Below are 25,198 nucleotides of genomic sequence, written 5' to 3'. Positions count from 1 at the left end.
TAAGTTAGAAATTTTTATTGACTTGGTAGCTATAGCAAAAATGAACCACCCGATCTCATCTCGAACTCGGAAGTGAAACTTTTTAGCGCTGATGGTACTTGAAAAGGGAGAGTAGGTCGCCGCCAAGTTTATAAAAATTTCTTTGTTAATTAGACAGTAGGTATACTTATATTTTAACTTTCTTGTTTTGTTACTATTCTTTAAGTTTTTACTTTAACCACGATATCTTTTTTTTCTTATATGTTTTTGGTCATTTTCTACATTATTTAGCATTGTTCCTACTTCTCCTAATTGATTCCCTTTTGAAGGAGAATTACTGATTTCTGGTAATATTACATTACTTCCCACTTTTTTAAATAATTCTTCTTGTTGGCGAAATGCTGACCTCCAATCTGTTCCTGTTCCTTTAGGAAGAAATAAGAATTGATACATCTGACCAAAGCCTGTGTTATTTACCTCTTTTATATGCTCTACCATTCACCACACCCATTAACTATTTTTAAAAATTTTACCTATATTATCATAAAAAATATAGTTGTAAATACCTTAATTGAGATTTTTTTTTATTTTATCTTTTTTAAGCAAATAGTTAGATCTTTTTGTAAGTTTTTATAACTTGCTTGCATAATGTTTCTATGAGTTAGTATTATGTAGTAGTGCCCTATATTACTTATATTTAAAATGCTAATTTTAGCAAGCATTCGTAGTTGCCTTTTTATTTTATTTCTTTTTGCTGCTTTTCCGGTTTTTTTACTGATAGCCAGACCTACTCTAATAGTATGAATGTACTTTTCAGGTTCTCTTTCTTTTATAGCGTACAGTGATATACAAAGCCCACGATAAAAAAGACTGTTGAGTGCTAACTTATTTTTGAAAGCAGAAGAAAAATCTTTTTTTTTTATACTTACTATGCGCATAATTTGTTACACCCTAATGAACGGCGCCTATTAAGGATTTTTCTTCCAGCTCTTGTTGCCATACGTGAACGAAATCCGTGTCTGCGCTTTCTTATCAAATTTTTTGGTTGAAATGTTCTCTTCATTGTTTTTATATTAATATAATTATTTATTTTAAATTGTTTTACTTTATTGTCAAATAATGGTGAACTTGTATGACATTTTCGTAGAATAAAATTTGATGCATGGAAGAATGAATTCGGTGATAGTCATACCTGTCTTACTAATCCTTTTATTTTGTTTTAGTAGGTTTCAAGAAGTAAATAAGGTTAAATCTTATCTATATCTTAGTTGTGTATGGATGCTAACTTGGTTATTAGTATTCTATAATAATTGTTTTGTAACTTTTATTTCTATAGCGTTACTTTTTTTCATGCTTGCTTTTATCTTTAAAAATAAAAGAAATAAGATAATAAAACTTTCGTTATTTGTGGCTTTGGCCATATCATTTTTTATCACTTTATTTATAATGCTGTCTATTTTTATTCAATCCATTAGTTTTTTTAATAAAGTAGCTATTTCAGAATTCTTGTTTTGCTTGAAATGGGGCCACAATGTAGTCACTATCAATGAAGAGAAGATAGGATGTTTTGGTATAGCGCCGCTTTTAGTTGGTACATTACTTATAACTATTATAGCAATGTTAGTTGTCGTTCCGCTTGGTTTATTTTCTGCAATATATATTAGTGAATATGCGAGTGAGAAAGTGCGTTATATTGTTAATACAACTTTGCAAGTTTTGTCTGCTATTCCTACGGTTGTATATGGATATTTCGCGGTTGTGTTTTTGTCTTTCTTTATAAAGCAGGTAGCAAATTTTTTTGGTTTAAGTATACACTCAGAAAGTGCCTTAGTTGCCGGTTTATCGATTGGGATAATGATTCTTCCTTTTATTATTTCTTTACTCGAAGATGCCATAAGATCTGTTCCAAAAAGCTTGCGTTATGGCTTCATGGCACTTGGTGCAACTCCAGCGGAAACTATATGGCATATAACAATACCTTATGCAATGCCTACAATTTTAAGTGCAATTTTATTGTCAATTTCAAGAGTGATAGGTGAAACAATGATTGTGCTAATGGCTGTGGGAATCAACGCAAATTTGACTTTTAACCCTCTTAATTCAGTTACTACCATTACCGTGCAGATCGCTACATTACTTACCGGAGATCAGGATTTCAATAGTGTACAAACTCTTGCTGCTTATGCGCTTAGTTTAGTATTGTTTATTATTACTTGGCTATTAAATGCGTTTGCATTGTTTGTAATGAAGCGTAACTAGTAAGCGTTTTAATGTTGCAAAATTTCTATTAATAATATAAAATTTATTTTCTTTAGAAGTTCTTTTATGGAATTATAGTGTTAGGTGATAAAAATAAAGAGATGAATATAGGTAGAGCGATTAAGGTAACTCAAGCAGTTGTTGATATAAAATTTGAAGGTGAATTGCCTAAAATATTTAATGCTTTAAAAAGCAAACTAAAATATAAGGATAAGGAGCTGGTTTTAGAAGTTTCGCAGCATATAGGTGACAATATAGTTCGTTGTATTGCTATGGATAGCACAGATGGCATGTCAAGGGGGGATGAATTTGTTGATACAGGTGCACCAATATCGGTGCCAATTGGGCGTTCAACTTTAGGAAGGATTTTTAATGTTGTTGGAGAGCTTATAGATGAGTGTGGTCCACTGAAGGGAAAATATAACTTAGAGCCTATACACAGAGCACCTCCAAGTTTTACTGAACAGAGAATAAAGGAAGAAGTTTTAGTTACGGGAATAAAAGTTATAGATCTTCTTGCACCTTATCTTAAAGGAGGAAAAATTGGCTTATTTGGTGGAGCCGGTGTTGGTAAAACAGTCCTAATAATGGAATTAATTAATAATATAGCAAAAGCTCATAAAGGATTTTCTGTGTTTGCCGGGGTAGGGGAGAGAACGCGTGAAGGTAACGATCTTTATCACGAGATGATCACTTCAAATGTAATAAATATAAATGAGCATGAAAAATCTCAAGCTGTTTTGGTTTATGGTCAGATGAATGAGCCTCCTGGAGCAAGGGCTAGAGTTGCTTTAACAGCACTTACTATGGCAGAGTATTTTCGTGACCGTGAAAACCAAGATGTTCTATTTTTTGTGGATAATATCTTTAGATTTACACAAGCTGGTTCTGAAATTTCTGCTTTACTTGGAAGAATACCGTCAGCTGTTGGTTATCAGCCAACCCTTGCAACTGATATGGGTGCAATGCAAGAAAGAATAGCTTCAACAACTTCTGGCTCTATTACTTCTGTGCAAGCTATATATGTTCCTGCGGACGATTTAACTGATCCAGCTCCAGCAACTACGTTCTCTCACCTTGATGCCACCACAGTGTTGTCAAGGCAAATAGCTGAAATGGGAATATACCCTGCTGTTGATCCACTTGATTCAACTTCTCAGTCTTTATCTGCTGAAATCATTGGTGAAGAACATTATAAGGTAGCTTCTGAGGTGAAACGTATATTGCAAACTTATAAATCACTGCAAGATATTATCGCAATACTTGGTATGGATGAGCTATCTGATGAAGATAAAATTATTGTTGATAGGGCTCGTAAGATTCAGAAATTTCTTTCTCAACCTTTTCACGTTGCAGAAATATTTACTGGCATGCCTGGTAAATTTGTTTCACTTTCTGATACTGTTTCCAGTTTTAAAGGGATTGTTGAAGGCAAATATGATCACTTACCAGAGGCTGCTTTTTATATGGTGGGGAATATAGATGAAGCAATAAAAAAGGCTGAATTAATACAAGCTGAAGCTAAATAAAAGTTAAAGATTATGAATACTTTTAAAGTGCAATTTTTCTCTCCTGATGATCAAATTTCATTCAGTGGAGTGGTTTCTCTTTCAGTAACTGGGCTCGAAGGGGAGCTTATGATTTTAGCTCACCATGCTCCTTACTTAATTTATTTATTGCCTGGTATGATTACTGTTAAAATGAGTAACCAAACAGAAAAGAAGGTTGTAATTGATAGTGGCGTATTAGAAGTTGCAAGTAATAATTGTAGCATTATAACAAGTCAAATTCAGGTTTTTGATCGTGCAATTCATGATGAGAAATCGTTTAAAAATAAGAGAATTAGTATATACTTAAGTTATCTTGATGAGAAGTTTCTTTCTTAGTTATTTTAGGCAAAAAGTCAATTATCATTCAAGTGGCTATAAGATTTTTGCTCAGGGGGCTCTTTTTTGTCATCCCAGAAACCCCGGGGTGTCATCCCAGTGTCGGAGTACTTTAGGTGTATGATCCCAGAGTGTGATGGTATGGGACCATACACCTAATCAAATAAAAATTAAAGAAGGAGAGTTGGTTGTAACGGTTGGAGATAACGACTTTGTTTTACCTGGAATTTACGTTGGATAAACTACAAAAAATAACAGGTAAAAATCAACGTAAATTTAAGATAAATCGATTTTATTAGTATTATCAAATCAAAATCTGTTTTTAATTAATCAATAATACTTTTTTACATATTTTCATCCCCTTTCATGGATTTTTTAATTTTATAGATGATATCTAATATTATTAGAAGCATTGTAAAATATCTTATGAGAAAAATTATAAAATATATTAGCATTATTGGTATTGCATGTTTGACCTTACCCAGAAAAAGTAGAGAGAAAGTTAAGACGTTTTTATCATGAGAATAAATTGTGCAGGAATGCAATAGTTAATAGTAGAATGTCTACGTTATTTGTTATAAAAGATTTCTATGTATTCAAATATGGCAGTTCTGGTTTGTTGAGCGAGAAGTATCAATAAGCAGCTCCCTTTTAAGTGAACTTTTCTGCAACAGAGTTATCGTAACAACAGCCCTTATGGCTCATGCTGGAAATGATGTTTTTTGTATTCAATAGAAATTGGTAATTTTGAGAGGTATACTGTGACCCTTGATCGCTATGTAACAGCAGATTTTTATCGGGTTTGCGTTTATCAACGGCCATCAATAAAGAATCTATAACTAATTATCATGTTACTCATTAACCACCATGCGTGAATATAGGTCAATTATTGCCGCCAACAACCTTCTTTAGTTTTTATGTAGGTAATCCCAAACTTTATTTGGCTGATCAGTAGTAAAATTTTGATCCAATGTGTTCGGAGCCACAACTCGGTTGCTTATTTGCTGTTTTTTATTTTTGAACCTTCGTCTAAGCTTGGTTTTAATGCCATTTTCTTGCATAACACTTTGTACTGTTTTAATTTTTGCCTAAAGCTTTTAATTCAGCGTGAATTTTAGGAGCTCCATATCTGCATTTAGAAGCTTGATGTATTTTTTGAATATCTGCTAGAAGCCCTTCTTTTGCTAATTCTTTACTGCTTTTTTCCTTAGCAACCAATACCACCAGTACAAAACCCTACATAGTTCCTGTGTTTTATAGCAATTTCTATATAAAAGAATACTTTACTCTTTTTCTTTGCCCAGGGCTTTTTTTAAAATGTCTCTTTCTCTTGTTAGTTCTTTTTTTAGATCAAATCTTTCTTTGTCATAAGGAGCCTTTGCCTGGAAATGCGTATGCTCCAGACATTTTTCCATCATATTTTCTTACTTAACATACTGCCATCTATACCTAGATCTTTTGCTATTTTTGTACTTGCTTGACCTGTTTCTTTAACCAGCTTAACAGCTTCTAATTTGAATTCTGCTGTATATTCTCTTCTATTTGTCATATTTTGAAAAAACGTTTTATTTTACTCCAAAAACGTCTTAACTTTCTCTCTACTTTTTCTGGGTAAGGTCAATTTACCGCCGCGGCGCTAACTAGTAGCGGGATGACGGGTTACCAAATTGTAGAAGTTGCTTTAGCTATAAATTCAAGTTTTATCAGTGTCTTGTGTTGTTACCCAAATAATGGTTGTGCAAGCGCTTAATTTTTTGATCAAAAAGGAACAAGTTTAGTAAAAAATAATGATATTATTAGTGGAACATAAAACAGTCCCACTGCAGTACTGATTAGAAGCAACAGAGTAGCTTTATCTGGTTGATAATTCAAAATATTAGCAAGTATTATACTGGACCCAGAAACTGGAATAATAGCCAGCAACATCAGTGCTTTATATATGCTCTCATCGTATATACCTATAACATGCTTGTCTAAAAGGACAATTCCTAAAACAAACAGTGGCCAGAATACGTACTTTGCTGTAATAGTGATCAAAGCAAGCTTCCAATCTATTTTAAAGCTTGCAATATTCGCAATGCTCACTCCAAGTAGCACCATTCCTAATGTGACAAATGTACTTCTAATATTCATCATAACATCTGTTAAAAAAGTAGGTATTTGTATATCATATATACTTAAAAAGAAGCCCAGAACCATCGCATAAAGCGAAGGAAGTTTGAACAACTTTAATATGCATTCTTTTGCGGTATAAATACCATTTGCAGCTATGTAAAATCCTAAGCTGTTTTCAAATAGCGCCATTCCTATATAACAAACAACATATACAGATACTGAATCTTCATCAAATAAAGCCATGGCAATCGGCAGGCCAAAATAACCCATACTTGTGCTGCCCGAGCTAAATGCTAATATGTTTCTTGTGTTATCCTTAAATAAAAAAGAAGAAAGATAATACACTGATAAGGACATAGTGCTACCTATAAACCATATCAAAATCGGCAGAGAAATTACTTTTAAGTTAACTTCTGTATGAGAGACTCCATATAAAATCACTATTGGATTAGCTATATAAAAAAGTATTTGAGATATAGTGTTTCTATCAATTTTAAGATATTTTCCTGCTAAGTAACCAATAAATATTGTAATATAAATAGGTAATATTTTGAGAAAAAGAGTAAGGAACATACTAGCCTATTGTAATATTTTTGACTGATAAAGTGATATTAGATCTTAAGGTATTGTAAAAGTAAACAAAATTTATTTTCCAATTTATCCAGCTCATAGTTAATTAAATTAGTGCCAAAATTTGTTTTTACACAGGACTTAAGAATGACATTTTTATGATAAAATTATGTTAAGTTTCTATAAAGCTTCTTGCATATTTTTGAATAATGACATATTTACTAAAAATTAAACTGCTTGTAGTAATTTAGACGGACTGTTGAAAAAGTAAGAGGAAATAAGTAAAGTTAGGACAGAGAGTAAGAGCTTTAACATAGTTGTCATATTTTTCTTTAATTAACTCTGGTGTCCAATGAATATCCTGATCCCACCACTTCTTTACACGAGGTGTTTCTAACCATTTTAATAGCAGTAAAAAATGTTCTTCTTTCAACGCTTTAAATGTGATATTTTTATTCATTAATTGAAAATCTTAAATGTTACTACCATTTCTGTTAATCCTGTCTCTAATTGCCAAGTTCATTGAAATTGACATTTCCGTACCTAGTTTTCCTGATATGGTGCGCTATTTTAACGTATCAGAAGGAACAATTCAATTATAGCATTTCTCATAATAGTCCAAACAGGTCATAGGAAGGCAGAATCAACAGCACGAAGAAAGGATTCGAATAGAGGAATGTTTTTCCTGGCTCTGTTTTTTATAGCAAACCAATGATGCTCAATTTTGTTGAAATCTGGAGAATAAGGCGGCAGATACAAAATTTCTGCACCAACCCCTTTAGCAAGCTCGATAATCTTATCAGACTTATGAAAAGTAGCATTGTCAAGAATGACAGTCTGTCCAGGTTCCAAGATCGGTGTCAAAAATTGCTCAAACCATCCATTAAAAACATCCATATTACAGTGGCCTTCAAAGGTTAACGGAACAACTATCTTTCTTCCACTTAAGGCTGCAACCATACTGATTCGTTGAGTTTTCTTTCCAGATTTTAAGGCATAAAACCGCTGTCCTTTCTGGCAATATCCGTAGGGGTAGTCTTCGGTGTTATCAATGCCAGACTCATCTATATACACTAAGTTTTTAGGTTCTTTTGTCGCTATAATTTTCAAAAATTCAGCACGTTTTTCTTCGTTTCTTTCCTTGTATCCATATGTCTTTTTTTGCGCGTAAATCCAATTTTTTTAAGGGCTCGATAGATCGTTTGGATACTAACGTTGTTCCAAAGTTTAGCCATTTCCGATAGAGTCTTTCCTCCGTGTTCTCTGGCAAATTTGGCAAAGGTATCCCAGTCGGTAATTTTGTGATTGTAACCCCCATTTCCAAGTTTTTTTGATTGAAAGTCTCCTGTTTCTTTTCTTCTTTGCTGCCACTCCCATAAAGTAGTTCGTCCAATCTTAAATCTTGCTGCCACTGTTTCTCTGCTTTCTCCTTCGTCTAGCGCTTCCATTGCTTTTTTTCTTAAATCATAACTATATGCTGCTGGCATTCAACCTCCTTATCATCATCTATCCTTATCCTATCACATCCGGACTTTTATCGAAAGAGCTATAACTATTGCTTATAATTTTTTAGGCTTTTGCATAGGAGGGTTGTTTTTCGGTCCATTGTCTGAATGCTATGGCAGAAGGAGAATTATGATCATAGGTAACACTTTGTTATTAATCGGCGCTGTTGGTTGTGTTTTTGCACCGTCGATTTTTTGGCTTTTAATCTCTCGCTTTGTTCAGGGCATTGGTGTCAGCACATCTGTAGTTGTGTTTGCCATAATTGCAGATAGCTATAAAGGTGACGAAGCGGTGAAATTTATTGGAATCATGAATTCTGTTCTTACAGTTGTCATGGCAATTGCGCCAGTGTTAGGCAGTTTCATCAATGAAATTGTAGGATGGCGTGGTAATTATGCAACTGTTGCAATACTTTGTTTAATCTCTTGGGTTTTGCTGCTTTTAGCGTTACCAGAAACAAAAAAGGACCGCGATATTTTCAGTTTGAAAAAAACGATGAAAGATTACAGAAAACTACTATCTAATCCGAGGTTTGTTACGTTGTCTTTGATGTCAAGCCTCTTTTCTGCTGCGTATATGTCATTCATTACTTGTGGACCTTTTCTGTATATGAAGACTTTTGGTTTATCTAGCACTATTTATGCACTACATCAAGGTGCAATAGTTGGGTGCTTCTCACTCATTAGTCTATTTGCTGGCAAAATCTTGCAGAAACTTGGAGCAATAAAGTGTGTAATTTCTGGTACGAGCGTGTGTGCTATTGGATCTCTATTGCTTATAATATTCAGTATAATTGCACCCCACTCTTTCTACTTAGTAACACTGTCTATGATTATTTTTTCTATCGGTTGTGCAATTTGCCAGGCAGTGATTTTTAATGCATCAATAAATGTTTTCCCTGAAATTAAAGGCACAGCTTCTTCTGCAGTCTCATTCATTAGAGCTTTTATCATGGCTATTTTTATCGGCTTAACAAGCTACGTTTACAATGGTCAGGCAATCAGTGTAGCTGTTCTTGTTTTATCTGCAATAGTACTAGAACTTATTTTTACTGTCTACTTATTGTTTTCAAGGTCTGGAGAAGATCTATAATTATTGGTATATAGATCTTCTCATTTTCAGTTATTACTGTGATACGTGTTGGTGCTTTGCTGCTGGTTCTATACGTATTTCTTCCAACTCATCTAGTCTATCAAACTTTTCTAATATTGAGGATCGAAGACTACTTGATGGCTGCTCTCCAATCACCCAGGAGGTCAATTCATCGCATGATTGATCCTCAAAATCGACGATACAATTGTCCACAAGAGTAGATTTTGGAACGACGCCTCTGGGATTCAACCCATATTGATCAGTTGTCTCCTCTAACGGAGCAGAATTTGGAAGGAAATTTATTGAATTATTTAACGTTGAAAATTCATCCTGAAAAGATCTCTTTCTTTTTTGCGCTAACGATTCATTACCTAAACTGTCTGTATTGGAGTTTTCGGTTCTTAGCTTGCTTGAACCCTCTTTATTGTTTGAGCAAATTTTCCTTAGGGTAGACCAAGTTCTGGCCGATGACTTGTCTAAATATGCACGATAGCCTTCTTTTTGCCGATAATTTAATTTATTAAATAGAGTTTTATATGAAGCACGTTGAAAACGATAGGTAGCTTTCAATGTACTGAACGCAAAATCTTGATTCTTTTTGAGTAGATCAAAAAATACCACAGCAGCTTGATCTTTTGCCACTGCTATCAGTATAAGAGACATAGCGTGATTACGAAGCCCCAGTGTTGCTATGTCAAGGTAGCACTGTTTATGGTAGTTACTGAGGCTATTAAATGTCTCTCTAAATTTGTTTATTCGCCTGCTTCTCGCTGAATCGTTCAATTCTTGAATTACTTCACCGCTTATATCGTTAGGACTATTATGCATTCTTTTACTACTATTATTAGTTAGTACATAAATACTATATTAGTATTTATCAAGAAATCAATAGAAATATTTAAAAAAAATAGATTAGTCTTAGCATTAAGTGTTAGAGGGTTTGAGATCTCTGTGAAAAGAACTACAAGCAGAGTACGTGTATAAGCCTGTTTTGATTAGAGAACAATTGCAGAATTGTTTAATCAATTTTAACTCTCTCCGGCCAATCTTTCTGCTTCATTACGTGAAATTAATGCCTCAATAAACTCATCTAGTTCACCTTCTTTTATAATCTGCTCTAATCGATGTGAAGTTAGATTAATTCTGTGGTCTGTTATTCTTGATTGTGGGAAATTATATGTTCTTATGCGCTCGGAACGATCACCAGAGCCAATCTGACTTTTCCTCATTGTTGACCTTTCCATTTCTTTTTTTTGTCTTTCAATTTCGTATAGCCTTGCCCTCAATACTTTGAGCGCTTTAGCTTTATTTTTGTGCTGCGATTTTTCATCTTGCTGTATCACAACTATCCCTGTTGGCAAGTGGGTGACCCTTACTGCGCTGTCAGTTGTATTCACTGATTGCCCTCCAGGACCACTGGATCTATAAACATCTATTCGTAAGTCTTTTTCTTCTATTTTAAAGTCAACTTCTTCTACTTCAGGTAATATCGCAACAGTAGCGGCAGAGGTATGCAACCTTCCTGAGGATTCAGTTTCTGGCACTCTCTGTACTCTGTGCACTCCTGATTCAAATTTCAACCTTGCAAAAACTTCTGTTCCATTAATGAGTGCAGAAGCTTCCTTATAGCCACCTATACCTGTATTAGAAATGCTTATTGGCTCGAATTTCCAATTTCTTCTTTCTGCATATTTTTGGTACATACGAAATAACATTGCTGCAAATAATGCTGCTTCTTCTCCGCCTGTACCTGCTCTAATTTCTAATATTGCATTTCTTGAGTCATCTTCATCTTTGGGCAATAATGCTAACTTTAATTTTGCTTTTATTTTTGGTAATAATACCTTGTGCTTTTCGAAAAATTCTTCTTTTGCTAACTCTTTTATATCACCTTCGCTGTTTTCATCTTTCATTATTTCTTCTAAGTCTGAAATTTCCTCTTTCAGCGTGTTATATTCATCAATTATCTTGATTATTGGCCTGAGCTCAGAGTATTCCTTTGAAAGGGTAATGAATTCTTTTTGACTTAAATTGGTAGGATTTTCCAAATTCCTCTCTATATCATTAAATTTTTTCTTTAAGTCTTGTAAATTATTTTCCATATCCATATAGCACAGATCTAGCTAAGTAATATATACTGAAATAAAAAATTTCTTATATCAAGCAATAACACTATAATATACCTACTACCTTCTAGTTGAATATAATGGCAAAACAGATAACATCAAACTGCAATTTCATATTTGGAGCTTCGGACATAAAATCATTACCAAATGAGTCGGCTCCAGAGATTGCGTTTGCTGGTAGATCAAATGTAGGAAAATCCAGTCTGATCAACTTACTGATAAACAGCAAAAAAGCTGCCAGAGTTTCCTCTAAACCTGGATGCACTAGACAAATAAATTTTTACTCTATGTACAATGATAAGTTCAGACTTGTTGACCTACCAGGGTATGGCTACTCTCATGCAGGCAAGGAGGAAATTATACAATATTTAAACTTAATTGAGTATTATCTAATTCAAAGAAGAAATCTAAGAAGAGTGTTTGTGTTGATAGATAGCAAGGTAGGATTAAAAGAAATAGACAAAGACTTCATTTATTGGTTAATATATAATAACATTAACTTTAACATTGTGCTAACAAAAATAGATAAAGTAAGTCAAAAAAGCTTAGGTGCTGTTATAGAAGATATTCAAAAATGGATTAATAATGAGAATGTGTCAATTCATCAAATGAGCATCCGTGTTAAGCATAAAATAACCAAGGTAAGAGATGAGTTTTTCAAGTTTACAAGATAAAAAAATGAAGAGTAGTGAATTTTTAAAGGGTGAGGTATCATTTGAACAAAAAGCAGAAATATTACTTGAAGTGCTATCTAACATACCTAGCTTTGTAGGCGAGACTTTTGTCATTAAATGCGGTGGTACAATAATCTTAGATGAAACACTATTTAATACTTTTGTGCATAATGTTGTCTTGTTGAAGCAGCTTGGTATAAATCCGGTAATAATTCATGACGGAGAATATGAAATTAACTCGGTGTTAAAAATGCTGGGTATGGACAGTAAGTTTGTGAATGGTATCAGACTTACAGACAAAGACACTATGAAAATCATTGAAATGGCACTGTGTGGTTCAGTTAATAAAAAAATTGTTCAGTATATAAATTCTGCTGGTGGTTCAGCTATTGGATTATGTGGAAAAGATGGTCACTTAATTAAAGCCGAAAAAATAACCGCTACGCTTAGAGAAGATAGATCAAATAATATCGAAAAGATATTAGACATGGGGTTCATCGGTAGACCCACTGAAATCAATCCTGATATATTATTTTTTATTGAAGAATCAGATTTTATACCAGTTATTGCACCAATTGGTCATGGAAAAGATGGGGAAACGTATCATATTGATGCCGATAGCACTGCAAGCGCAATTGCAATTGCAGTTTCTGCATCTAAAATGATAATCTTGAGTGACACAGATGAAGAAATAGATAAAATTGGTGGCAGGAAGATATCTGTTAAAAATTTAAATGCATCGATTGATTGTGGGAAAATTAAAGGGGAAAAATTTATTGAAAGGCTTATGGCATACGTTAAAATGGCGGAGGAATGTGCTGGAGTTGTTCACATAGTTGATGGTAGAATACCTAACATTATGCTTGATTTATTTACTGAGAATAATTCAAGCATATCGATTGTGAGTGATTTATAGCTATACTGCTTACAACTACACGAATACCAAGAGGGTGTCATTCAAGTAGCTGACACTGGAATGACAGCAATCTACGTCATACCGCGATTCATTCGCGGTATCTCTAGATCCCGCTAACAAGTAGCGGGATGACGGTTGTCAGGGTGTCATCCCAGCGCCCTTATGATGTCATCCCAGTGCCCAGACACTGGGATCCAGAAGACTTAATTTCAACCAAGTGGCTGCATAATAAGGACTAGATTCCAGACTGGAATAACATCATAGGGGCACTGGGATGACAAAAAAAGGAGCACTGAACTTGTCAAGGAATTTTATGGCCTAGCGTCACGCGCTGGAATGACATCATTTATAGCTCTTTCGATAAAAGTCCGGATGTGATAGGATAAGGATAGATGATGATAAGGAGGTTGAATGCCAGCAGCATATAGTTATGATTTAAGAAAAAAAGCAATGGAAGCGCTAGACGAAGGAGAAAGCAGAGAAACAGTGGCAGCAAGATTTAAGATTGGACGAACTACTTTATGGGAGTGGCAGCAAAGAAGAAAAGAAACAGGAGACTTTCAATCAAAAAAACTTGGAAATGGGGGTTACAATCACAAAATTACCGACTGGGATACCTTTGCCAAATTTGCCAGAGAACACGGAGGAAAGACTCTATCGGAAATGGCTAAACTTTGGAACAACGTTAGTATCCAAACGATCTATCGAGCCCTTAAAAAAATTGGATTTACGCGCAAAAAAAGACATATGGATACAAGGAAAGAAACGAAGAAAAACGTGCTGAATTTTTGAAAATTATAGCGACAAAAGAACCTAAAAACTTAGTGTATATAGATGAGTCTGGCATTGATAACACCGAAGACTACCCCTACGGATATTGCCAGAAAGGACAGCGGTTTTATGCCTTAAAATCTGGAAAGAAAACTCAACGAATCAGTATGGTTGCAGCCTTAAGTGGAAGAAAGATAGTTGTTCCGTTAACCTTTGAAGGCCACTGTAATATGGATGTTTTTAATGGATGGTTTGAGCAATTTTTGACACCGATCTTGGAACCTGGACAGACTGTCATTCTTGACAATGCTACTTTTCATAAGTCTGATAAGATTATCGAGCTTGCTAAAGGGGTTGGTGCAGAAATTTTGTATCTGCCGCCTTATTCTCCAGATTTCAACAAAATTGAGCATCATTGGTTTGCTATAAAAAACAGAGCCAGGAAAAACATTCCTCTATTCGAATCCTTTCTTCGTGCTGTTGATTCTGCCTTCCTATGACCTGTTTGGACTATTATGAGAAATGCTATACGATGTAACATTTATCACTTTTGCAGATACAATTTACATGCTATAATTGAGTCTTCATAGATGGTAAATTGGAGTGCAAAGAAGTAAAATTAAAGTAGAAATAAAAAGATTATCACACGGAGAAGACTTGTCTCTTCCATGTTATGCAACTACGCAGAGTGCTGGCATGGATCTTTATGCTGCATTGAATGATTCTGCTGTTTTAAATCCACTTGAAAGATTACTTGTTCCAACTGGAATTGTGATTGCAATACCAAACGGTTTTGAGGGGCAAATCCGCCCACGTTCTGGTCTTGCTGCAAAACATGGAATCACTGTCTTAAATTCTCCGGGCACTATAGACTCTGATTATCGAGGTGAAGTTAAAATTTGTCTAATTAATCTAAGTAATCAGCCATACGAAATAAAAAGAGGAGATAGAATCGCACAAATCCTTATCTCTCCTGTATCTCAGGTAATTTGGGATGACAGAGAAGAATTCTGCGCAGAAGAAACCGGTCGCAATGCAGGGGGCTTTGGCTCAAGTGGCAGGTAACTTACGGAAAAGCTTGACTATGACAATTTTTTTATACACAATTTAAGCATATTAATATTTTATTAAATGAAGTCGTTTATGCTAATTTTCAAAAATCATTGTGGCCAGCTCCACAAAGCAAACACTGTATTTGTTGCATTTACTGCTATATACGTTATAGGTGGATTAGCAATACTTTCAACACCGCTTTGGAGGCCTTCAACTTGCAAGCTAGCAGCTTTTGCAGCTACACCACTTGGAATGGGCGTTTTAGCATTTGTTGCTGCTGCGCTGACTTATTTAGCAATATATGCTATCAGCAAAAATAACGAAATATCTGAGTTGAAAGCTCTGAAGGTTATTAAGGATGGGTTGCTAGTAACAGAAGACGCATTTAGGGAAATTGTAAGAAATAACCAAGTTAAAGATGAAGAAGGTAAGGTAGAAAAGGATAAACATTATATAGACTTCAGCTTAGAAGGCAAGAACTACCGTATTATTGTTGATATTGATCAGCTTACCAAGACGCTAGGCAATACTTTACTCTTCAAGATAGATTCACTAAAAGAGAAAAACGATGAAGGTAAGTTCGAGGCAGTAAATGAAACAAAGTGGAGTAAAACATTAGGTTTAGACAAAGATGGTGCTAAAGAGGTTAACACTTATTTAGGCCAACTTATTTCTGTTGAACAAGTTGCTTCTCAACAACAGACAGTATAGCCAAGTGAAATAAAAGAGGTAAATTAAGTCTGCCTCTTTGTTTTTTTAGTGTCGGTTACTCAAATTCATTATGGGAATGTATCCGTTCAGCAGAGTGGCAAAGTAGGTAGGCAAGATAAACTAAAAAACCAAGAAAAAGTGAGTGTACAACAAATGGTGTCATGCAAGTAGCTGACACTGGTTCACTTTATGATGGTGTCATCCCAGTGCTCCCTTTCTTGTCATCCCAGTGCTTAACACTGGGATGGCTTTGTTGCATCGCTACTTATGAAAGGCTAACTATAATTAGGATTATAAGCAACTTATTGAAAATCTTGTTTTTTTGCAATCAATCTGATCAAATTTAAGAATAGTAATTTGTTATTTATATTAATAAATTTAATTCTATTGAAAATAGCTAAAGCATTGAAATTCTTGAATTTTAGCCGGATTAGTGAGTGGTAGTGAAATTTCTTTTACTCAAATTTAGGTATTCACTGACCGTTCTTGTTGTAAATACCAGAATAATAAGCTACTGATATTCTCCACCTTTTTTATCTTTAATCCATCATAGCTAGCGATGCAACAAAGCCCACTGGGATCCAGAAAAATTGACTGTGCACTATACAACATTTTCGATCAAAAGCTGGATCCCAGTGTCTGGGCACTGGGATGACACCCTCCTGGTAGACAACGTTCATACAGCAGCTACTCGGATGACACCCTGTGTTTGCTGGCTATAATTTGCTAAGGATTTTTATTTAATTTAACTGCATCTTTTGCCTTATCCAATAACCCATTAATAAAGCCAATTTCGCTTGGTTTATCAAGTAAATCAGATGCAATGTTAGTATATTCATTAATGACAACTGGAACTGGCGTATCGCAATTAATCAACTCACATATTGCAACACGCAAAATAGATAAGCTTATGAGATTTAACCGTGAAAGGGACCAGCTTGGGTGTAAGTAAGACTCTATTATTTTATCATATTCTTCACTGCTTTTTATAACCTTATATAACAAGTTTTCTAAGAACTGATGTTCAAATTCTTCACATTCAAATATATCTTTCAACTTATTTATGTAGTCCTTAAGCTCACAATTTTCCAGTTTAAAAGTGCTTTTGTTGTAACCTACGAAAATATTTGAATAAGCAATTTGTACAGCAAGAAATCTTGCCGTGCTTCTTTTTATGCGCCACTTTTTATCTACTGGTTTTTCCTCCATTATTTTAATTTATTGTGTAAATCTATCATATGCAAAACAGTTGAGGCTGCATGGCCACCAACGTTCTTTTTGTTTTTATCAGCTCTAACTAGTGCTTTATCTTTGCTGTCAGCGGTAATTACACCCATACCAAGGGGTATTGCATAATGCATAACAACCTCATTTAAGCCTTCAATTACTCCTTTACAAACATATTGATAATGATCGGTTTCACCGCGAATTACGCACCCAAGAGCTAAATAACCATCATAATTAGTATGCCCACTCTTGACTGCAAAAAGAATTGTAGCTGGTATCTCAAATGTACCAGGAACCTCAACTACATCGTAACTGGCATTACTGCCTTTTAATTTATCAATTGCACCTTCAAGCAAAAGGTTCGCTATTTCAGTATAATAAATCGAATTAACTATTAGTATTCTCGACATTTACTACCACTTTTTTTGTTAAAAACAACTTTATTAATGACTGTTGAATTAGAGTTATAATATTACTAAATATCCAATATATTACCAGGCCGGCAGGAAAAGAAGAAAAAATAAAGACAGAAATGTAAGGTAAAAACTTCATAACATTTACTTGAATATCATCTTTACTGGTTTGATCTTTCTCACTTAGCTTCTGCTGAATTATCATGGTGGCACCGAAAATTATAGGTAAAATGCCTATAGAAATAGGAAAGTTATAATTAAACAACCCAAATAATGTAAAGATGTTCGTTGGGTCAGGAGCTGAAAGATCCTTAATCCATAAAAAAAAAGGAGCATGCCTCATCTCTATAGTAACAAATAATACTTTATATAGAGCAAAAAATACCGGTATTTGTATTAGCATGGGAAAAATGTTCGACATTGGGTTTACGTTGTTTCTCTTAAACAATGCAATTGTCTCTTTATGCTGCTTTAAGCTGTCATTTTTATACAACTCTTTTACACGAGTTAGCTCAGGCTGCAAGCTTTTCACCTTGAACATTGAAACATATGATCTATTAGATAAGGGAAGCATCAAAAGTTTGATTACTAAAGTCAGCAATAATATTGCTAAGCCAAAATTCTTTAAAACGAAGTTAAAGTATTCAAGCAGTAAAAACACTGGCTTGGTTATAAAATAAAGAACACCAAAATCTACAGCTTTATCAAATAAAGGTATATTGAGAGTATCCTTGTAAGAATCCAGTAAATTCAACTTTTTTGCTCCAGCAAAAAAATAATTCACATTAGAAGTGCTTGCACCAGGAAGTATGCTCTTGTAAGGTTTGACAAAATCTACTTGGAATTTATCAGTATTATTAACGTTCGTGTGTTTAATGCTTACATTTATTTTATCGAATTTCTCAGGTATGATGGCTGTAAGCCAGTATTTATCAGCAAAACCAAACCAATTTTTTTCACTTGCACTTGCTTTTATTAAATGTTTCTTAGAGACATCCTTATATGTCCACTCCTCTAGTTTATTATCAAATGCACCCAGAACTCCTTCATGGGATATCCAATAAGATTCGTTGATATTGTCACGTTTACGGTTAATTTTACCATAAGGAACCAAAACTACATTATCTTTTGTGTTATTTTCAACAATCTGCTCAATTTTAAACATGTAGTTATCGTCAAGGCTAATTTTCATTTTAAACACAATGCCATTCTCATTGTCCCAAAATAAAATTACCTCTTTTTGATTGAGTTTATCTGCTTGCCAGACTGTCTTAGAATCTGGAACTTTAATCTTTTTATTCGGATCGAGCCACCCAAATTCTGCGAAATATACATCTTTTGATTCTGCAGGTGACAGTAACACCACTTGTGGAGAAGAAGAACTCGGTTCTAAGTGGTAATTAGTTAAAATTAAGTCATCAAACCTTGCACCTTTCAGAGAAATTGATCCTTTAATCATGTTATTGGTTAAACTAACCCTCTGTTCTCGAGTAGAATTAATAATTTCAGAACGATTTTGGTGTATTATAGGAGCAAGGTCGTTAAAAGATTCGATATGTTCAATATTTTCAATCAATGGCTGATTTTGGTTTGCACTAAAAAAATTATCATAAATAATACGCCAAGATACCATGATCAACATGGAAAGGATAGCTGCTAAAATTAAACTTTTTGCTTCTGACATGAAATTAAATCTAACATATCTTCTTAAAGTGTATACTAAATATTGTACTAAAACAATGAAATTTACTTATTTTTAATAATAACTTTTAACGCTGATCTTTAAAATTTATTTTAATAGCTTCAAATTTTAACAATATGAACGCGGTGAAAAATCTAGTTATTTGGTTGCTAATAATAGCCACTACTGCAATGCTTATTGATTCACAAAGGGACAAACTAAGCGACAGATTTCTCAGTACTTTTTTACCATATAAAGGAAGAATTCAAAATAGCGGTCAGAATAGTGGAAGTATTGAATTTACGAAGTCATATGATGGACACTTTTATATTCAGGCTCAAGTCAATGATCGCAATATAACGTTTTTGCTTGATACTGGAGCAACCGATATTGTTCTATCACAAAAAGACGCATTACATGTTGGTATTAACTTACAAAATGTTCAGGATTTTAAAATATATGAAACTGCGAAAGGTCAAATAAAAGCTGGAGTGGTTCAAATACCTCAAGTTAAAATAGGAAATTTTTTGATTAATGATGTACAGGCAAGCGTTAACACTCATTCTATGTCTCATTCACTACTTGGAATGAGCTTTTTAAGGTATTTTCATTTCACTATAAGAGATAATAAGTTGATATTATACCGCGACTAAACACTTCTACAATCTACTTATCAAAGCTCTGTAGGTTAATATAGGAGCAGAAATAAATATTGCAGAACAAGCGCCAATCAAAATACCAAAAAAAATGATCAAGCTGAAGTCTTTCACTGCATCTGTGCAGATTAATGCCAAAGGAAGAGCAGCAAGAAGGGTTGTACCCGAGGTTAATATAGTGCGAAATAATGTAGCGTTGATACTTGCATCTACTATCTCACTCATCCGCCCACTTTTACCACTCTTGCAATACTCTCGAATCCGATCGTATATAATTACTGAGTTATTGATTGAATAACCAATGACAGTGAGAAGAGCTGCAACTGATGAAATATTAAACTCAATGCCAGTTAGGCTAATAAAACCAACAGTTAAAATCACGTCATGAATCAGTGCTGTTATTCCACTGAATCCACATTGCCAATTAAATCTAAACCAAACGTAAAAAAATATTCCAACAATTGCGATCAACATGGATAACATTCCTTCAAATATTTGTGTTGAGCTTATTTGTGGGCCAACATAGTCTATTTTACGATAGCTTATTGAGCTCCCCAGCTTTTCTTCTAGTATGCTTTTTATCTTTTTGATTTTATCTTCATCTCCTTCATCTTTAAAACGCATGACTAAATTATCACCCGCTTTTGAACTCTGCACTGTAAAACCATTTTCTTTTAATGCATCGAGAATAGAGTGATTCTCATCTGAAGATTTTATCTCTATCAAAATTCCGCCTGCAAAGTCTATGCCTAAGTTCACTCCACGCAGCACAACAGTGAATATTGAAAAGATGATAAGAATAATGCTAATTAATGCAGTCAAATCCCTATATTTACTAAACTTGATATCGAGGTTGTCTGGAATGAGTCTAAGTGCCATGCTATTTACTTAAACTTGAATTTTATATACTTTTCAAAAAATTCACTAGTTTATTCTGTGATTGTTTGATTATGTCAATTTTTCCATCAGTTAATTCTTGTCTGTCAATTAAGTTCTATCTAGCTTGCATACTACCATTTTGAAGTACATTACAAAAGCGAAATACTGCCAATTTGGCCCATCATTTTATCTCTGCAAGCTTATCCCCCCTTGCTATGTTAGCAACGCAACCTAAGCTAGGTTCCTTCATAGCAGTGTTAGGTACACTGCCATATCTTTCAAAACTTTCATGCTCTATAGCTTCCTCAACACTTTTTCCTCCTAAAAGACAGTTTTCCCCTAAACTTTTTCCCCTATTTTTTAACTCATTAAGCCTTGCTCTGTTTTCCCCATCAATCTCCACTTTTATTTTATTGCTGCCTTTCTCACTAGGACTTAGATAAATACTTATCTCTCCTACCTCAGTAGTAAAAGACATTTCAATACCACCTTTTGAGACATCCATGTAATTTCTTTTTCCCCCTATTTCTTCTACATTTTCAACTCTTACTATACTTTCTCCAATTTTGAGTATGCCAACTCTTAAATTTAAGTCTTTGGCTTTTTCATTGTTTAGGATTTCTGCAACTTCAACAATACTATCTTGCGAGTATTCTATACAAAAATATCTATTATCCTTGTCTACTCCTAATACATTTTGAGTCTGCTTGCTTTTGTTTACAATACTTTCATATGCTAAATCTTTTAGCTTGCTTTCAATTTCCTTACATTTCTCAGAAAGGCCATCATCAAATCCTTTATAAGTAACTATCTGCTCAAACTCATTCCCATCAAAAAAATTAGGGCGTTCTACTTTTCCACTTTTTAACAATAAATTACTAACAATGCTTTTGGTAATGTCCTCTTCGGACACTTCATTTTCTTTGTTACAGTTTTGATCTTCACTTTCTTTGTTATAGTTTTGATCTTTACTTTGATAGGGAGAGTTATCGAATACAAAAGTGTTACTTCTGTTACTTATATGACTACCACTAGTAAGATCTTTTATTTCTTCAAATACTGTATTTGTTACAGTTTTTTCACAACAAGTACATTGTAAATTTAACATTACTCCTTTTTTTAAGTATCCAGCTACTGTGTGCTTAATACTTTCTAGAATATTTTCTATACATTCTTGTTTATTTTGTTTTGTTATACCTCTCACCTTCTCACAGCATTCATTAATCAGATCCTGTTCACTTTGAGTTAACGACATTTTTAGTTTCATAAAAAGTGAGTCTTTTAGAAAAGGATTATCATCTTCTGAATCCAAATCATCTGTTAACTCCATTGAATCAAAATTACCTGAGCTATAGTACGAACCCTTTTTTGAGTCCGAACTATCTTCTGAGTTCCCATCACTATCTAACCAATTGTCAACTTTCGGAAATTCTGAGCTTTTCTGTTCACCTTCAAAAGTCTGATTACTACCACCAGCGCCCTTTGTCAAATTTTCTTTACTTTCACAAGAACCATCTGAACCATAGCCCTCATTCCCTTTTGGATCTGAATCATCTGGATTACAATCAGAAGTTATTTCTGTATCTTCAGAAATCTGTTGATTATCACTTTCACCTAACAAACCACCATTTGTTGGATTACATACATTTTCTGTATATTTTTGATTATTTTGTGCTTCTATTTTCTCCTTTTCGTACAACAGTTTAAACTGATCCTCATCGTCAGAATTGTGACCTGAATCACAAATTACATGATCATTGCAGGTAGAATTATGCTCTACTGAATCAGTACTTTCAAAAATTTGTGGATTATTACTTCCGTCTGGCAAATTACCTGATAAACCAGTCTGATGATTATTTTCACCTACCCAACCATCAGTTGTTGTTGGAATATATATTCCTGTATATCTTTGGCTATCAAGAGAATCATTAGTTAATTGTACTGCTGTATAAGTTGTCCGGTCATCCTCATCATCGGAACTAATACCTGAATCATGGCCATCACCTTCTTTAATCTTTTGAGTTTCTATATCGTGTTCATTTATTTCGCTCGACGAATCATAGTTGGAAGGGTTATACTGTTGATTAGAACGGTGCGTAGTGAAAAGCACTTGACTATGATTATTACTGTTATCGCTTGTACAAGAATCATCGGAGTGCTGTAGAGGAGTTTGTGCATTACTTTTAAGAGTTTTACGCCACTCACTGCAAGGATCCTTATTAAAGTCGAAAGCAGTGCGTATAACTTTTTCCTTGCCTGATACCCCACCATTCATATTGTATAACCATTACTCACTAATCCCTTAGTGAATATCGTAATATATAGGTCTGTCAATAAAAAAATATAACTTTCTTTGGTTCTAACCTTTGCAAATCAGTATCTATAGCCCGGTAATTTCTCATATATTGCACTCTGGACCTAGGAGCGTTGTTAATAAATCCACGACAGCTAGACAACCTTCGCCCGTTTACTAGAAGGCAAAGCAGCAAGGAGCGAACCAAAAGCGATAAGAAAGGATCCAAACCAGATTATAGACATTCCAGGTTTATAGTGCACTTTAGCTGCAATTTTGCTCTTACTCTTATCAATTTCTCCAATTACAACATAAATATCAGAAAATAAATTGTGGTAGATACTGCTTTCAACATTTTTCTGACCTTCCGCAAGGTAAAATCTATATTCAGGAGTTACTTCACCTAATATCTTATTATTCAGCAAATTCCTGATATCCATTGTACCCCTCACTGCATGGAAATTTTTTTCTTTTATTAGCTCAATATTTCGTAAAGTAACTTTAAATTTATTGACTGTTATGCTATCCCCTATTTTTAAGTAATTTTCTTTTTTCTCCTGCCAACCAACTGAATAAGCTATACCAAGCACTAGAATTGCCACTCCAGCATGAGCAAGCATCATTGCATAGTAGGACTTAGAAACTCTTCTTGCTAATAAAATTGATTCACCAAATGCTACCTTAAATAAACGAATTCTTTTACTGTATGCTTCTAAAACAAAGATTAATAATGCTATGGAGATAGTAATTGATAGCACAATCATTAGCTCCATGTGAAAGATAAACGGCAAAATAGCTGCAGCACTACAGAATGAGAATCTGTATTCACGGAATATTGGCAATAGACTATTTCCCTGCCAACTGCAGTATTGCCCTATCATGGTGAGCACTAGAATAGCTAGTGCAATAGAGTTAAATAAAGAATTGTAATATGGTGCTCCAACTGAAATTAATTCACCGGTTAAATACTCAAGCACTGTAGGGTATAAAGTGCCAACGAACACGATGAAAAAGGCAGTGATGAATAATAAATTGTTCATCAGTATCATCGTAAAGCGTGAAAAGAATCTTCTACCCTCTGTCACTTGAGTAGCAAGTTTCTTTCTGGATTCCAGTGTCAAGCATTGGAATGACATCGCAGGCGTGTGATTTTTTCTCGTAAATACTACAAATATTACTAAGCTACTGACTGTAATTACACCAAGTAGAGCTAATATATATAGTCCATATCTTGGGTCATCTGCAAACGTGTGCACTGAGGTAAGTATTCCTGAGCGGACTAGAAATGTTCCAGTCACACTCAATATAAAAGTTGTAAGCGTAAGTAAAATAGCAAAGTTCCTTAAAACATTGAAATTCCGTACCACGAGCAACAAATGTGTCAGCGCTACTGCAATTAGCCACGGCATCAAAGAAACGTTTTCCACTGGATCCCAAAACCAAAATCCACCCCACCCAAGTTCGCGATATGCCCACCAGCTACCCAAGCTGATGCCCAAAGTGAGCAGCGACCAAGAAATAAGTACCCAAGGCCTGACAATTTTAGCCCAAACATTTCCTTCAGTATTTAAAATTAATCCAGCTATAGAGAGCGAAAAAGGAACGCTAAATCCAAGGTACCCCAAATATAATATCGGTGGATGAATAGCAAGGCCTATATCCTGCAATATCGGATTAAAACCCAATCCATCTGTTTCAATGCCTGGCATTTTAGTGAAGGGGCTGGATTCAATTAAAGTGAACAGCAAAAAACAAAAGCAAATCAGCCCATGAGTGATAAGAGATATTTTTTTTAATTTACTACCATTAGTTCGTTCTGGTGTCATTCCAGTGCTTGACACTGGAATCCAGTTTTTATTACACTGCCATTTGATGTACTCATTTGCAATTAAATTGTCTGGATCCCAGTGTCTGGACACTGGGATGACAGAGGGGGAAACTGGGATGACAGAAGGTATATAAATATCCATTAGTAATAAATACATGACAAGCACTAAGGTCCAAAGCAACATGGACCCTTCTTTGTTTCCCCAAACACCACAAATCTTGTAGATCAAAGGTTTTGTTGTGTGTGAGTGGTAGTATACGTTTTCAAGTGAAAAATCATTTGTAATGTGGCAGTAGATCAAAATAGCCATTGACGCTGATACACAAAAAAATATGGCAGTGGTAATAAACCGACAAGAACTAAGCGGTAAAAACAAATATGTCAAAGACAATAAGCAGGCTAGCAATAGCAATATATTCCCAAGTTCAGGCATAAAAAATTATAGTTTTTATATAAACAATATTACTGATGACAAGTTAGAAGTTAAAGTGTTAATTGATGCTAGCATAATGCTCCCGTAGTTAGCTGTGCTAGTATTAATTAAAAATTAAATATTAAATCTT

25 protein-coding genes, 1 rRNA gene and 3 pseudogenes are annotated in these 25,198 nt (G+C 34.3%); 14 read left to right on the top strand and 15 right to left on the bottom strand.

Going from position 1 to position 25,198, the window contains the following annotated elements:
* The first annotated feature begins 21 nt into the window (after positions 1-21).
* Positions 22-128: ribosomal RNA gene (rrf, locus tag OOL03_RS03870) — 5S ribosomal RNA — on the top strand.
* Between the two features lie 85 nt (positions 129-213).
* Here rrf and OOL03_RS03865 read toward each other — a convergent pair.
* The 3 genes from OOL03_RS03865 to rpmH form a co-directional block, all read right to left on the bottom strand.
* Positions 214-477, bottom strand: a complete 264-nt coding sequence (locus tag OOL03_RS03865; RefSeq protein WP_264707046.1) for a hypothetical protein — start codon at positions 475-477, stop codon at positions 214-216.
* A gap of 86 nt (positions 478-563) precedes the next feature.
* The gene (gene rnpA, locus OOL03_RS03860; protein ID WP_264707045.1) at positions 564-917 is read right to left on the bottom strand and encodes a ribonuclease P protein component; all 354 of its coding nucleotides are present in this window, start codon (positions 915-917) and stop codon (positions 564-566) included.
* Entirely contained in the window at positions 908-1,042 is a 135-nt protein-coding gene (gene rpmH / locus OOL03_RS03855; protein WP_006279898.1) for a 50S ribosomal protein L34, read from the bottom strand. Before rpmH ends, rnpA begins: the two co-directional genes overlap by 10 nt.
* A 107-nt stretch (positions 1,043-1,149) precedes the next feature.
* Between rpmH and pstC the strand changes: the two genes are divergently transcribed.
* The 3 genes from pstC to OOL03_RS03840 all read left to right on the top strand — a co-directional run bounded on the left by pstC (position 1,150) and on the right by OOL03_RS03840 (position 4,124).
* Positions 1,150-2,238 (top strand): phosphate ABC transporter permease subunit PstC, encoded by a 1,089-nt coding sequence (pstC, locus tag OOL03_RS03850; protein ID WP_038199744.1) that lies wholly within the window; start codon positions 1,150-1,152, stop codon positions 2,236-2,238.
* Between the two features lie 101 nt (positions 2,239-2,339).
* Complete coding sequence (gene atpD, locus OOL03_RS03845) at positions 2,340-3,767, top strand: F0F1 ATP synthase subunit beta (RefSeq protein ID WP_264707675.1); 1,428 nt, start codon at positions 2,340-2,342, stop codon at positions 3,765-3,767.
* A 12-nt stretch (positions 3,768-3,779) separates the two neighbouring features.
* A complete protein-coding gene (locus OOL03_RS03840) occupies positions 3,780-4,124 on the top strand; it encodes a F0F1 ATP synthase subunit epsilon (protein WP_065095371.1) in 345 nt (114 codons plus the stop codon).
* Between the two features lie 568 nt (positions 4,125-4,692).
* Here OOL03_RS03840 and OOL03_RS07180 read toward each other — a convergent pair.
* From OOL03_RS07180 to OOL03_RS07175, 3 genes and pseudogenes are all read right to left on the bottom strand, one after another.
* Positions 4,693-5,673, bottom strand: a pseudogene (locus OOL03_RS07180) (IS3 family transposase).
* A gap of 209 nt (positions 5,674-5,882) precedes the next feature.
* Positions 5,883-6,812 (bottom strand): AEC family transporter, encoded by a 930-nt coding sequence (locus OOL03_RS03820; RefSeq protein WP_006279391.1) that lies wholly within the window; start codon positions 6,810-6,812, stop codon positions 5,883-5,885.
* 304 nt (positions 6,813-7,116) lie between these two features.
* Positions 7,117-7,269: pseudogene (locus OOL03_RS07175) on the bottom strand (N-acetyltransferase); the annotation flags it as partial.
* Between the two features lie 16 nt (positions 7,270-7,285).
* Here OOL03_RS07175 and OOL03_RS06835 point away from each other — a divergent pair.
* Positions 7,286-7,408: pseudogene (locus tag OOL03_RS06835) on the top strand (multidrug effflux MFS transporter); the annotation flags it as partial.
* Between the two features lie 28 nt (positions 7,409-7,436).
* Here OOL03_RS06835 and OOL03_RS03815 read toward each other — a convergent pair.
* A protein-coding gene (locus OOL03_RS03815; RefSeq protein WP_264707034.1) for an IS630 family transposase occupies positions 7,437-8,296 on the bottom strand; the annotation gives its coding sequence in 2 pieces (ribosomal slippage) (positions 7,437-7,972 and positions 7,972-8,296; 861 coding nt in all).
* A gap of 103 nt (positions 8,297-8,399) precedes the next feature.
* On the opposite strand from OOL03_RS03815, the gene OOL03_RS03810 reads away from it, so the two are divergent.
* Positions 8,400-9,407 carry an MFS transporter gene (locus tag OOL03_RS03810; protein ID WP_319803712.1) on the top strand — a complete coding sequence of 336 codons (1,008 nt, stop codon included), beginning with the start codon at positions 8,400-8,402 and terminating at the stop codon, positions 9,405-9,407.
* A gap of 33 nt (positions 9,408-9,440) precedes the next feature.
* On the opposite strand, the gene OOL03_RS03805 is transcribed toward OOL03_RS03810, so the two are convergent.
* Both OOL03_RS03805 and prfA read right to left on the bottom strand, forming a co-directional pair.
* Complete coding sequence (locus OOL03_RS03805; RefSeq protein ID WP_264707044.1) at positions 9,441-10,235, bottom strand: hypothetical protein; 795 nt, start codon at positions 10,233-10,235, stop codon at positions 9,441-9,443.
* 200 nt (positions 10,236-10,435) lie between these two features.
* A complete protein-coding gene (prfA, locus tag OOL03_RS03800; RefSeq protein ID WP_007548640.1) occupies positions 10,436-11,515 on the bottom strand; it encodes a peptide chain release factor 1 in 1,080 nt (359 codons plus the stop codon).
* 98 nt (positions 11,516-11,613) lie between these two features.
* On the opposite strand from prfA, the gene yihA reads away from it, so the two are divergent.
* From yihA to OOL03_RS03770, 6 genes are all read left to right on the top strand, one after another.
* On the top strand, positions 11,614-12,207 hold the full coding sequence (gene yihA, locus OOL03_RS03795; protein ID WP_182320107.1) for a ribosome biogenesis GTP-binding protein YihA/YsxC: 594 nt from the start codon (positions 11,614-11,616) through the stop codon (positions 12,205-12,207).
* 4 nt (positions 12,208-12,211) lie between these two features.
* On the top strand, positions 12,212-13,123 hold the full coding sequence (argB, locus tag OOL03_RS03790; protein ID WP_264707043.1) for an acetylglutamate kinase: 912 nt from the start codon (positions 12,212-12,214) through the stop codon (positions 13,121-13,123).
* Positions 13,124-13,534: 411 nt separating this feature from the next.
* Positions 13,535-14,394 (top strand): IS630 family transposase gene (locus OOL03_RS03785; RefSeq protein WP_264707034.1). Its coding sequence is split into 2 segments (ribosomal slippage): positions 13,535-13,859 and positions 13,859-14,394, totalling 861 coding nucleotides; the frame shifts between segments, so codons are not numbered across the junction.
* Between the two features lie 103 nt (positions 14,395-14,497).
* Positions 14,498-14,959: a dUTP diphosphatase gene (dut, locus tag OOL03_RS03780; protein WP_006279458.1), complete on the top strand. Its 462-nt coding sequence runs from the start codon at positions 14,498-14,500 to the stop codon at positions 14,957-14,959.
* A 78-nt stretch (positions 14,960-15,037) separates the two neighbouring features.
* On the top strand, positions 15,038-15,658 hold the full coding sequence (locus OOL03_RS03775) for a hypothetical protein (RefSeq protein WP_264707042.1): 621 nt from the start codon (positions 15,038-15,040) through the stop codon (positions 15,656-15,658).
* Between the two features lie 161 nt (positions 15,659-15,819).
* Complete coding sequence (locus tag OOL03_RS03770; RefSeq protein WP_264707041.1) at positions 15,820-16,005, top strand: hypothetical protein; 186 nt, start codon at positions 15,820-15,822, stop codon at positions 16,003-16,005.
* Between the two features lie 379 nt (positions 16,006-16,384).
* On the opposite strand, the gene nusB is transcribed toward OOL03_RS03770, so the two are convergent.
* The 3 genes from nusB to yidC are packed head-to-tail and all read right to left on the bottom strand — an operon-like array spanning position 16,385 to position 18,982.
* Entirely contained in the window at positions 16,385-16,867 is a 483-nt protein-coding gene (gene nusB, locus OOL03_RS03765; RefSeq protein WP_264705596.1) for a transcription antitermination factor NusB, read from the bottom strand.
* Positions 16,867-17,295, bottom strand: a complete 429-nt coding sequence (locus tag OOL03_RS03760; protein ID WP_264705595.1) for a 6,7-dimethyl-8-ribityllumazine synthase — start codon at positions 17,293-17,295, stop codon at positions 16,867-16,869. The genes nusB and OOL03_RS03760 overlap by 1 nt, the downstream gene beginning before the upstream one ends.
* A complete protein-coding gene (yidC, locus tag OOL03_RS03755) occupies positions 17,273-18,982 on the bottom strand; it encodes a membrane protein insertase YidC (RefSeq protein ID WP_264707040.1) in 1,710 nt (569 codons plus the stop codon). Before yidC ends, OOL03_RS03760 begins: the two co-directional genes overlap by 23 nt.
* 134 nt (positions 18,983-19,116) lie before the next feature.
* Between yidC and OOL03_RS03750 the strand changes: the two genes are divergently transcribed.
* Positions 19,117-19,632, top strand: a complete 516-nt coding sequence (locus OOL03_RS03750; protein ID WP_006279648.1) for a TIGR02281 family clan AA aspartic protease — start codon at positions 19,117-19,119, stop codon at positions 19,630-19,632.
* A 6-nt stretch (positions 19,633-19,638) separates the two neighbouring features.
* On the opposite strand, the gene secF is transcribed toward OOL03_RS03750, so the two are convergent.
* The 3 genes from secF to OOL03_RS03735 form a co-directional block, all read right to left on the bottom strand.
* Complete coding sequence (gene secF, locus OOL03_RS03745; RefSeq protein ID WP_182366504.1) at positions 19,639-20,514, bottom strand: protein translocase subunit SecF; 876 nt, start codon at positions 20,512-20,514, stop codon at positions 19,639-19,641.
* A gap of 181 nt (positions 20,515-20,695) precedes the next feature.
* Positions 20,696-22,789, bottom strand: a complete 2,094-nt coding sequence (locus OOL03_RS03740; RefSeq protein WP_264707039.1) for a hypothetical protein — start codon at positions 22,787-22,789, stop codon at positions 20,696-20,698.
* Positions 22,790-22,962: 173 nt separating this feature from the next.
* The gene (locus OOL03_RS03735) at positions 22,963-25,011 is read right to left on the bottom strand and encodes a heme lyase CcmF/NrfE family subunit (protein WP_458694002.1); all 2,049 of its coding nucleotides are present in this window, start codon (positions 25,009-25,011) and stop codon (positions 22,963-22,965) included.
* Here OOL03_RS03735 and OOL03_RS03730 point away from each other — a divergent pair.
* Entirely contained in the window at positions 24,968-25,156 is a 189-nt protein-coding gene (locus OOL03_RS03730) for a hypothetical protein (RefSeq protein WP_022626229.1), read from the top strand. The two genes, OOL03_RS03735 and OOL03_RS03730, sit on opposite strands and share 44 nt — an antisense overlap.
* Positions 25,157-25,198: the final 42 nt, after the last annotated feature.

Origin of the sequence: Wolbachia endosymbiont (group A) of Acrocera orbiculus (assembly GCF_947250015.1) — a bacterium.
Classification (GTDB): Bacteria; Pseudomonadota; Alphaproteobacteria; order Rickettsiales; family Anaplasmataceae; genus Wolbachia; species Wolbachia pipientis.
Note: the sequence above shows the minus strand (reverse complement) of the source record. Positions and strands in the feature narration are given on the sequence as shown.

Excerpts from the sequence above, each read along its gene's own strand:
- OOL03_RS03865 (WP_264707046.1), bottom strand. The coding sequence starts at position 477 with ATGGTAGAGCATATAAAAGAGGTAAATAACACAGGCTTTGGTCAGATG.
- rnpA (WP_264707045.1), bottom strand. The coding sequence starts at position 917 with ATGCGCATAGTAAGTATAAAAAAAAAAGATTTTTCTTCTGCTTTCAAA.
- rpmH (WP_006279898.1), bottom strand. The coding sequence starts at position 1,042 with ATGAAGAGAACATTTCAACCAAAAAATTTGATAAGAAAGCGCAGACAC.
- pstC (WP_038199744.1), top strand. The coding sequence starts at position 1,150 with ATGAATTCGGTGATAGTCATACCTGTCTTACTAATCCTTTTATTTTGT.
- atpD (WP_264707675.1), top strand. The coding sequence starts at position 2,340 with ATGAATATAGGTAGAGCGATTAAGGTAACTCAAGCAGTTGTTGATATA.
- OOL03_RS03840 (WP_065095371.1), top strand. The coding sequence starts at position 3,780 with ATGAATACTTTTAAAGTGCAATTTTTCTCTCCTGATGATCAAATTTCA.
- OOL03_RS03820 (WP_006279391.1), bottom strand. The coding sequence starts at position 6,812 with ATGTTCCTTACTCTTTTTCTCAAAATATTACCTATTTATATTACAATA.
- OOL03_RS03805 (WP_264707044.1), bottom strand. The coding sequence starts at position 10,235 with ATGCATAATAGTCCTAACGATATAAGCGGTGAAGTAATTCAAGAATTG.
- prfA (WP_007548640.1), bottom strand. The coding sequence starts at position 11,515 with ATGGATATGGAAAATAATTTACAAGACTTAAAGAAAAAATTTAATGAT.
- yihA (WP_182320107.1), top strand. The coding sequence starts at position 11,614 with ATGGCAAAACAGATAACATCAAACTGCAATTTCATATTTGGAGCTTCG.
- argB (WP_264707043.1), top strand. The coding sequence starts at position 12,212 with ATGAAGAGTAGTGAATTTTTAAAGGGTGAGGTATCATTTGAACAAAAA.
- OOL03_RS03775 (WP_264707042.1), top strand. The coding sequence starts at position 15,038 with ATGCTAATTTTCAAAAATCATTGTGGCCAGCTCCACAAAGCAAACACT.
- OOL03_RS03770 (WP_264707041.1), top strand. The coding sequence starts at position 15,820 with ATGCAAGTAGCTGACACTGGTTCACTTTATGATGGTGTCATCCCAGTG.
- nusB (WP_264705596.1), bottom strand. The coding sequence starts at position 16,867 with ATGGAGGAAAAACCAGTAGATAAAAAGTGGCGCATAAAAAGAAGCACG.
- OOL03_RS03760 (WP_264705595.1), bottom strand. The coding sequence starts at position 17,295 with ATGTCGAGAATACTAATAGTTAATTCGATTTATTATACTGAAATAGCG.
- yidC (WP_264707040.1), bottom strand. The coding sequence starts at position 18,982 with ATGTCAGAAGCAAAAAGTTTAATTTTAGCAGCTATCCTTTCCATGTTG.
- OOL03_RS03750 (WP_006279648.1), top strand. The coding sequence starts at position 19,117 with ATGAACGCGGTGAAAAATCTAGTTATTTGGTTGCTAATAATAGCCACT.
- secF (WP_182366504.1), bottom strand. The coding sequence starts at position 20,514 with ATGGCACTTAGACTCATTCCAGACAACCTCGATATCAAGTTTAGTAAA.
- OOL03_RS03740 (WP_264707039.1), bottom strand. The coding sequence starts at position 22,789 with ATGAATGGTGGGGTATCAGGCAAGGAAAAAGTTATACGCACTGCTTTC.
- OOL03_RS03730 (WP_022626229.1), top strand. The coding sequence starts at position 24,968 with ATGGCAGTGGTAATAAACCGACAAGAACTAAGCGGTAAAAACAAATAT.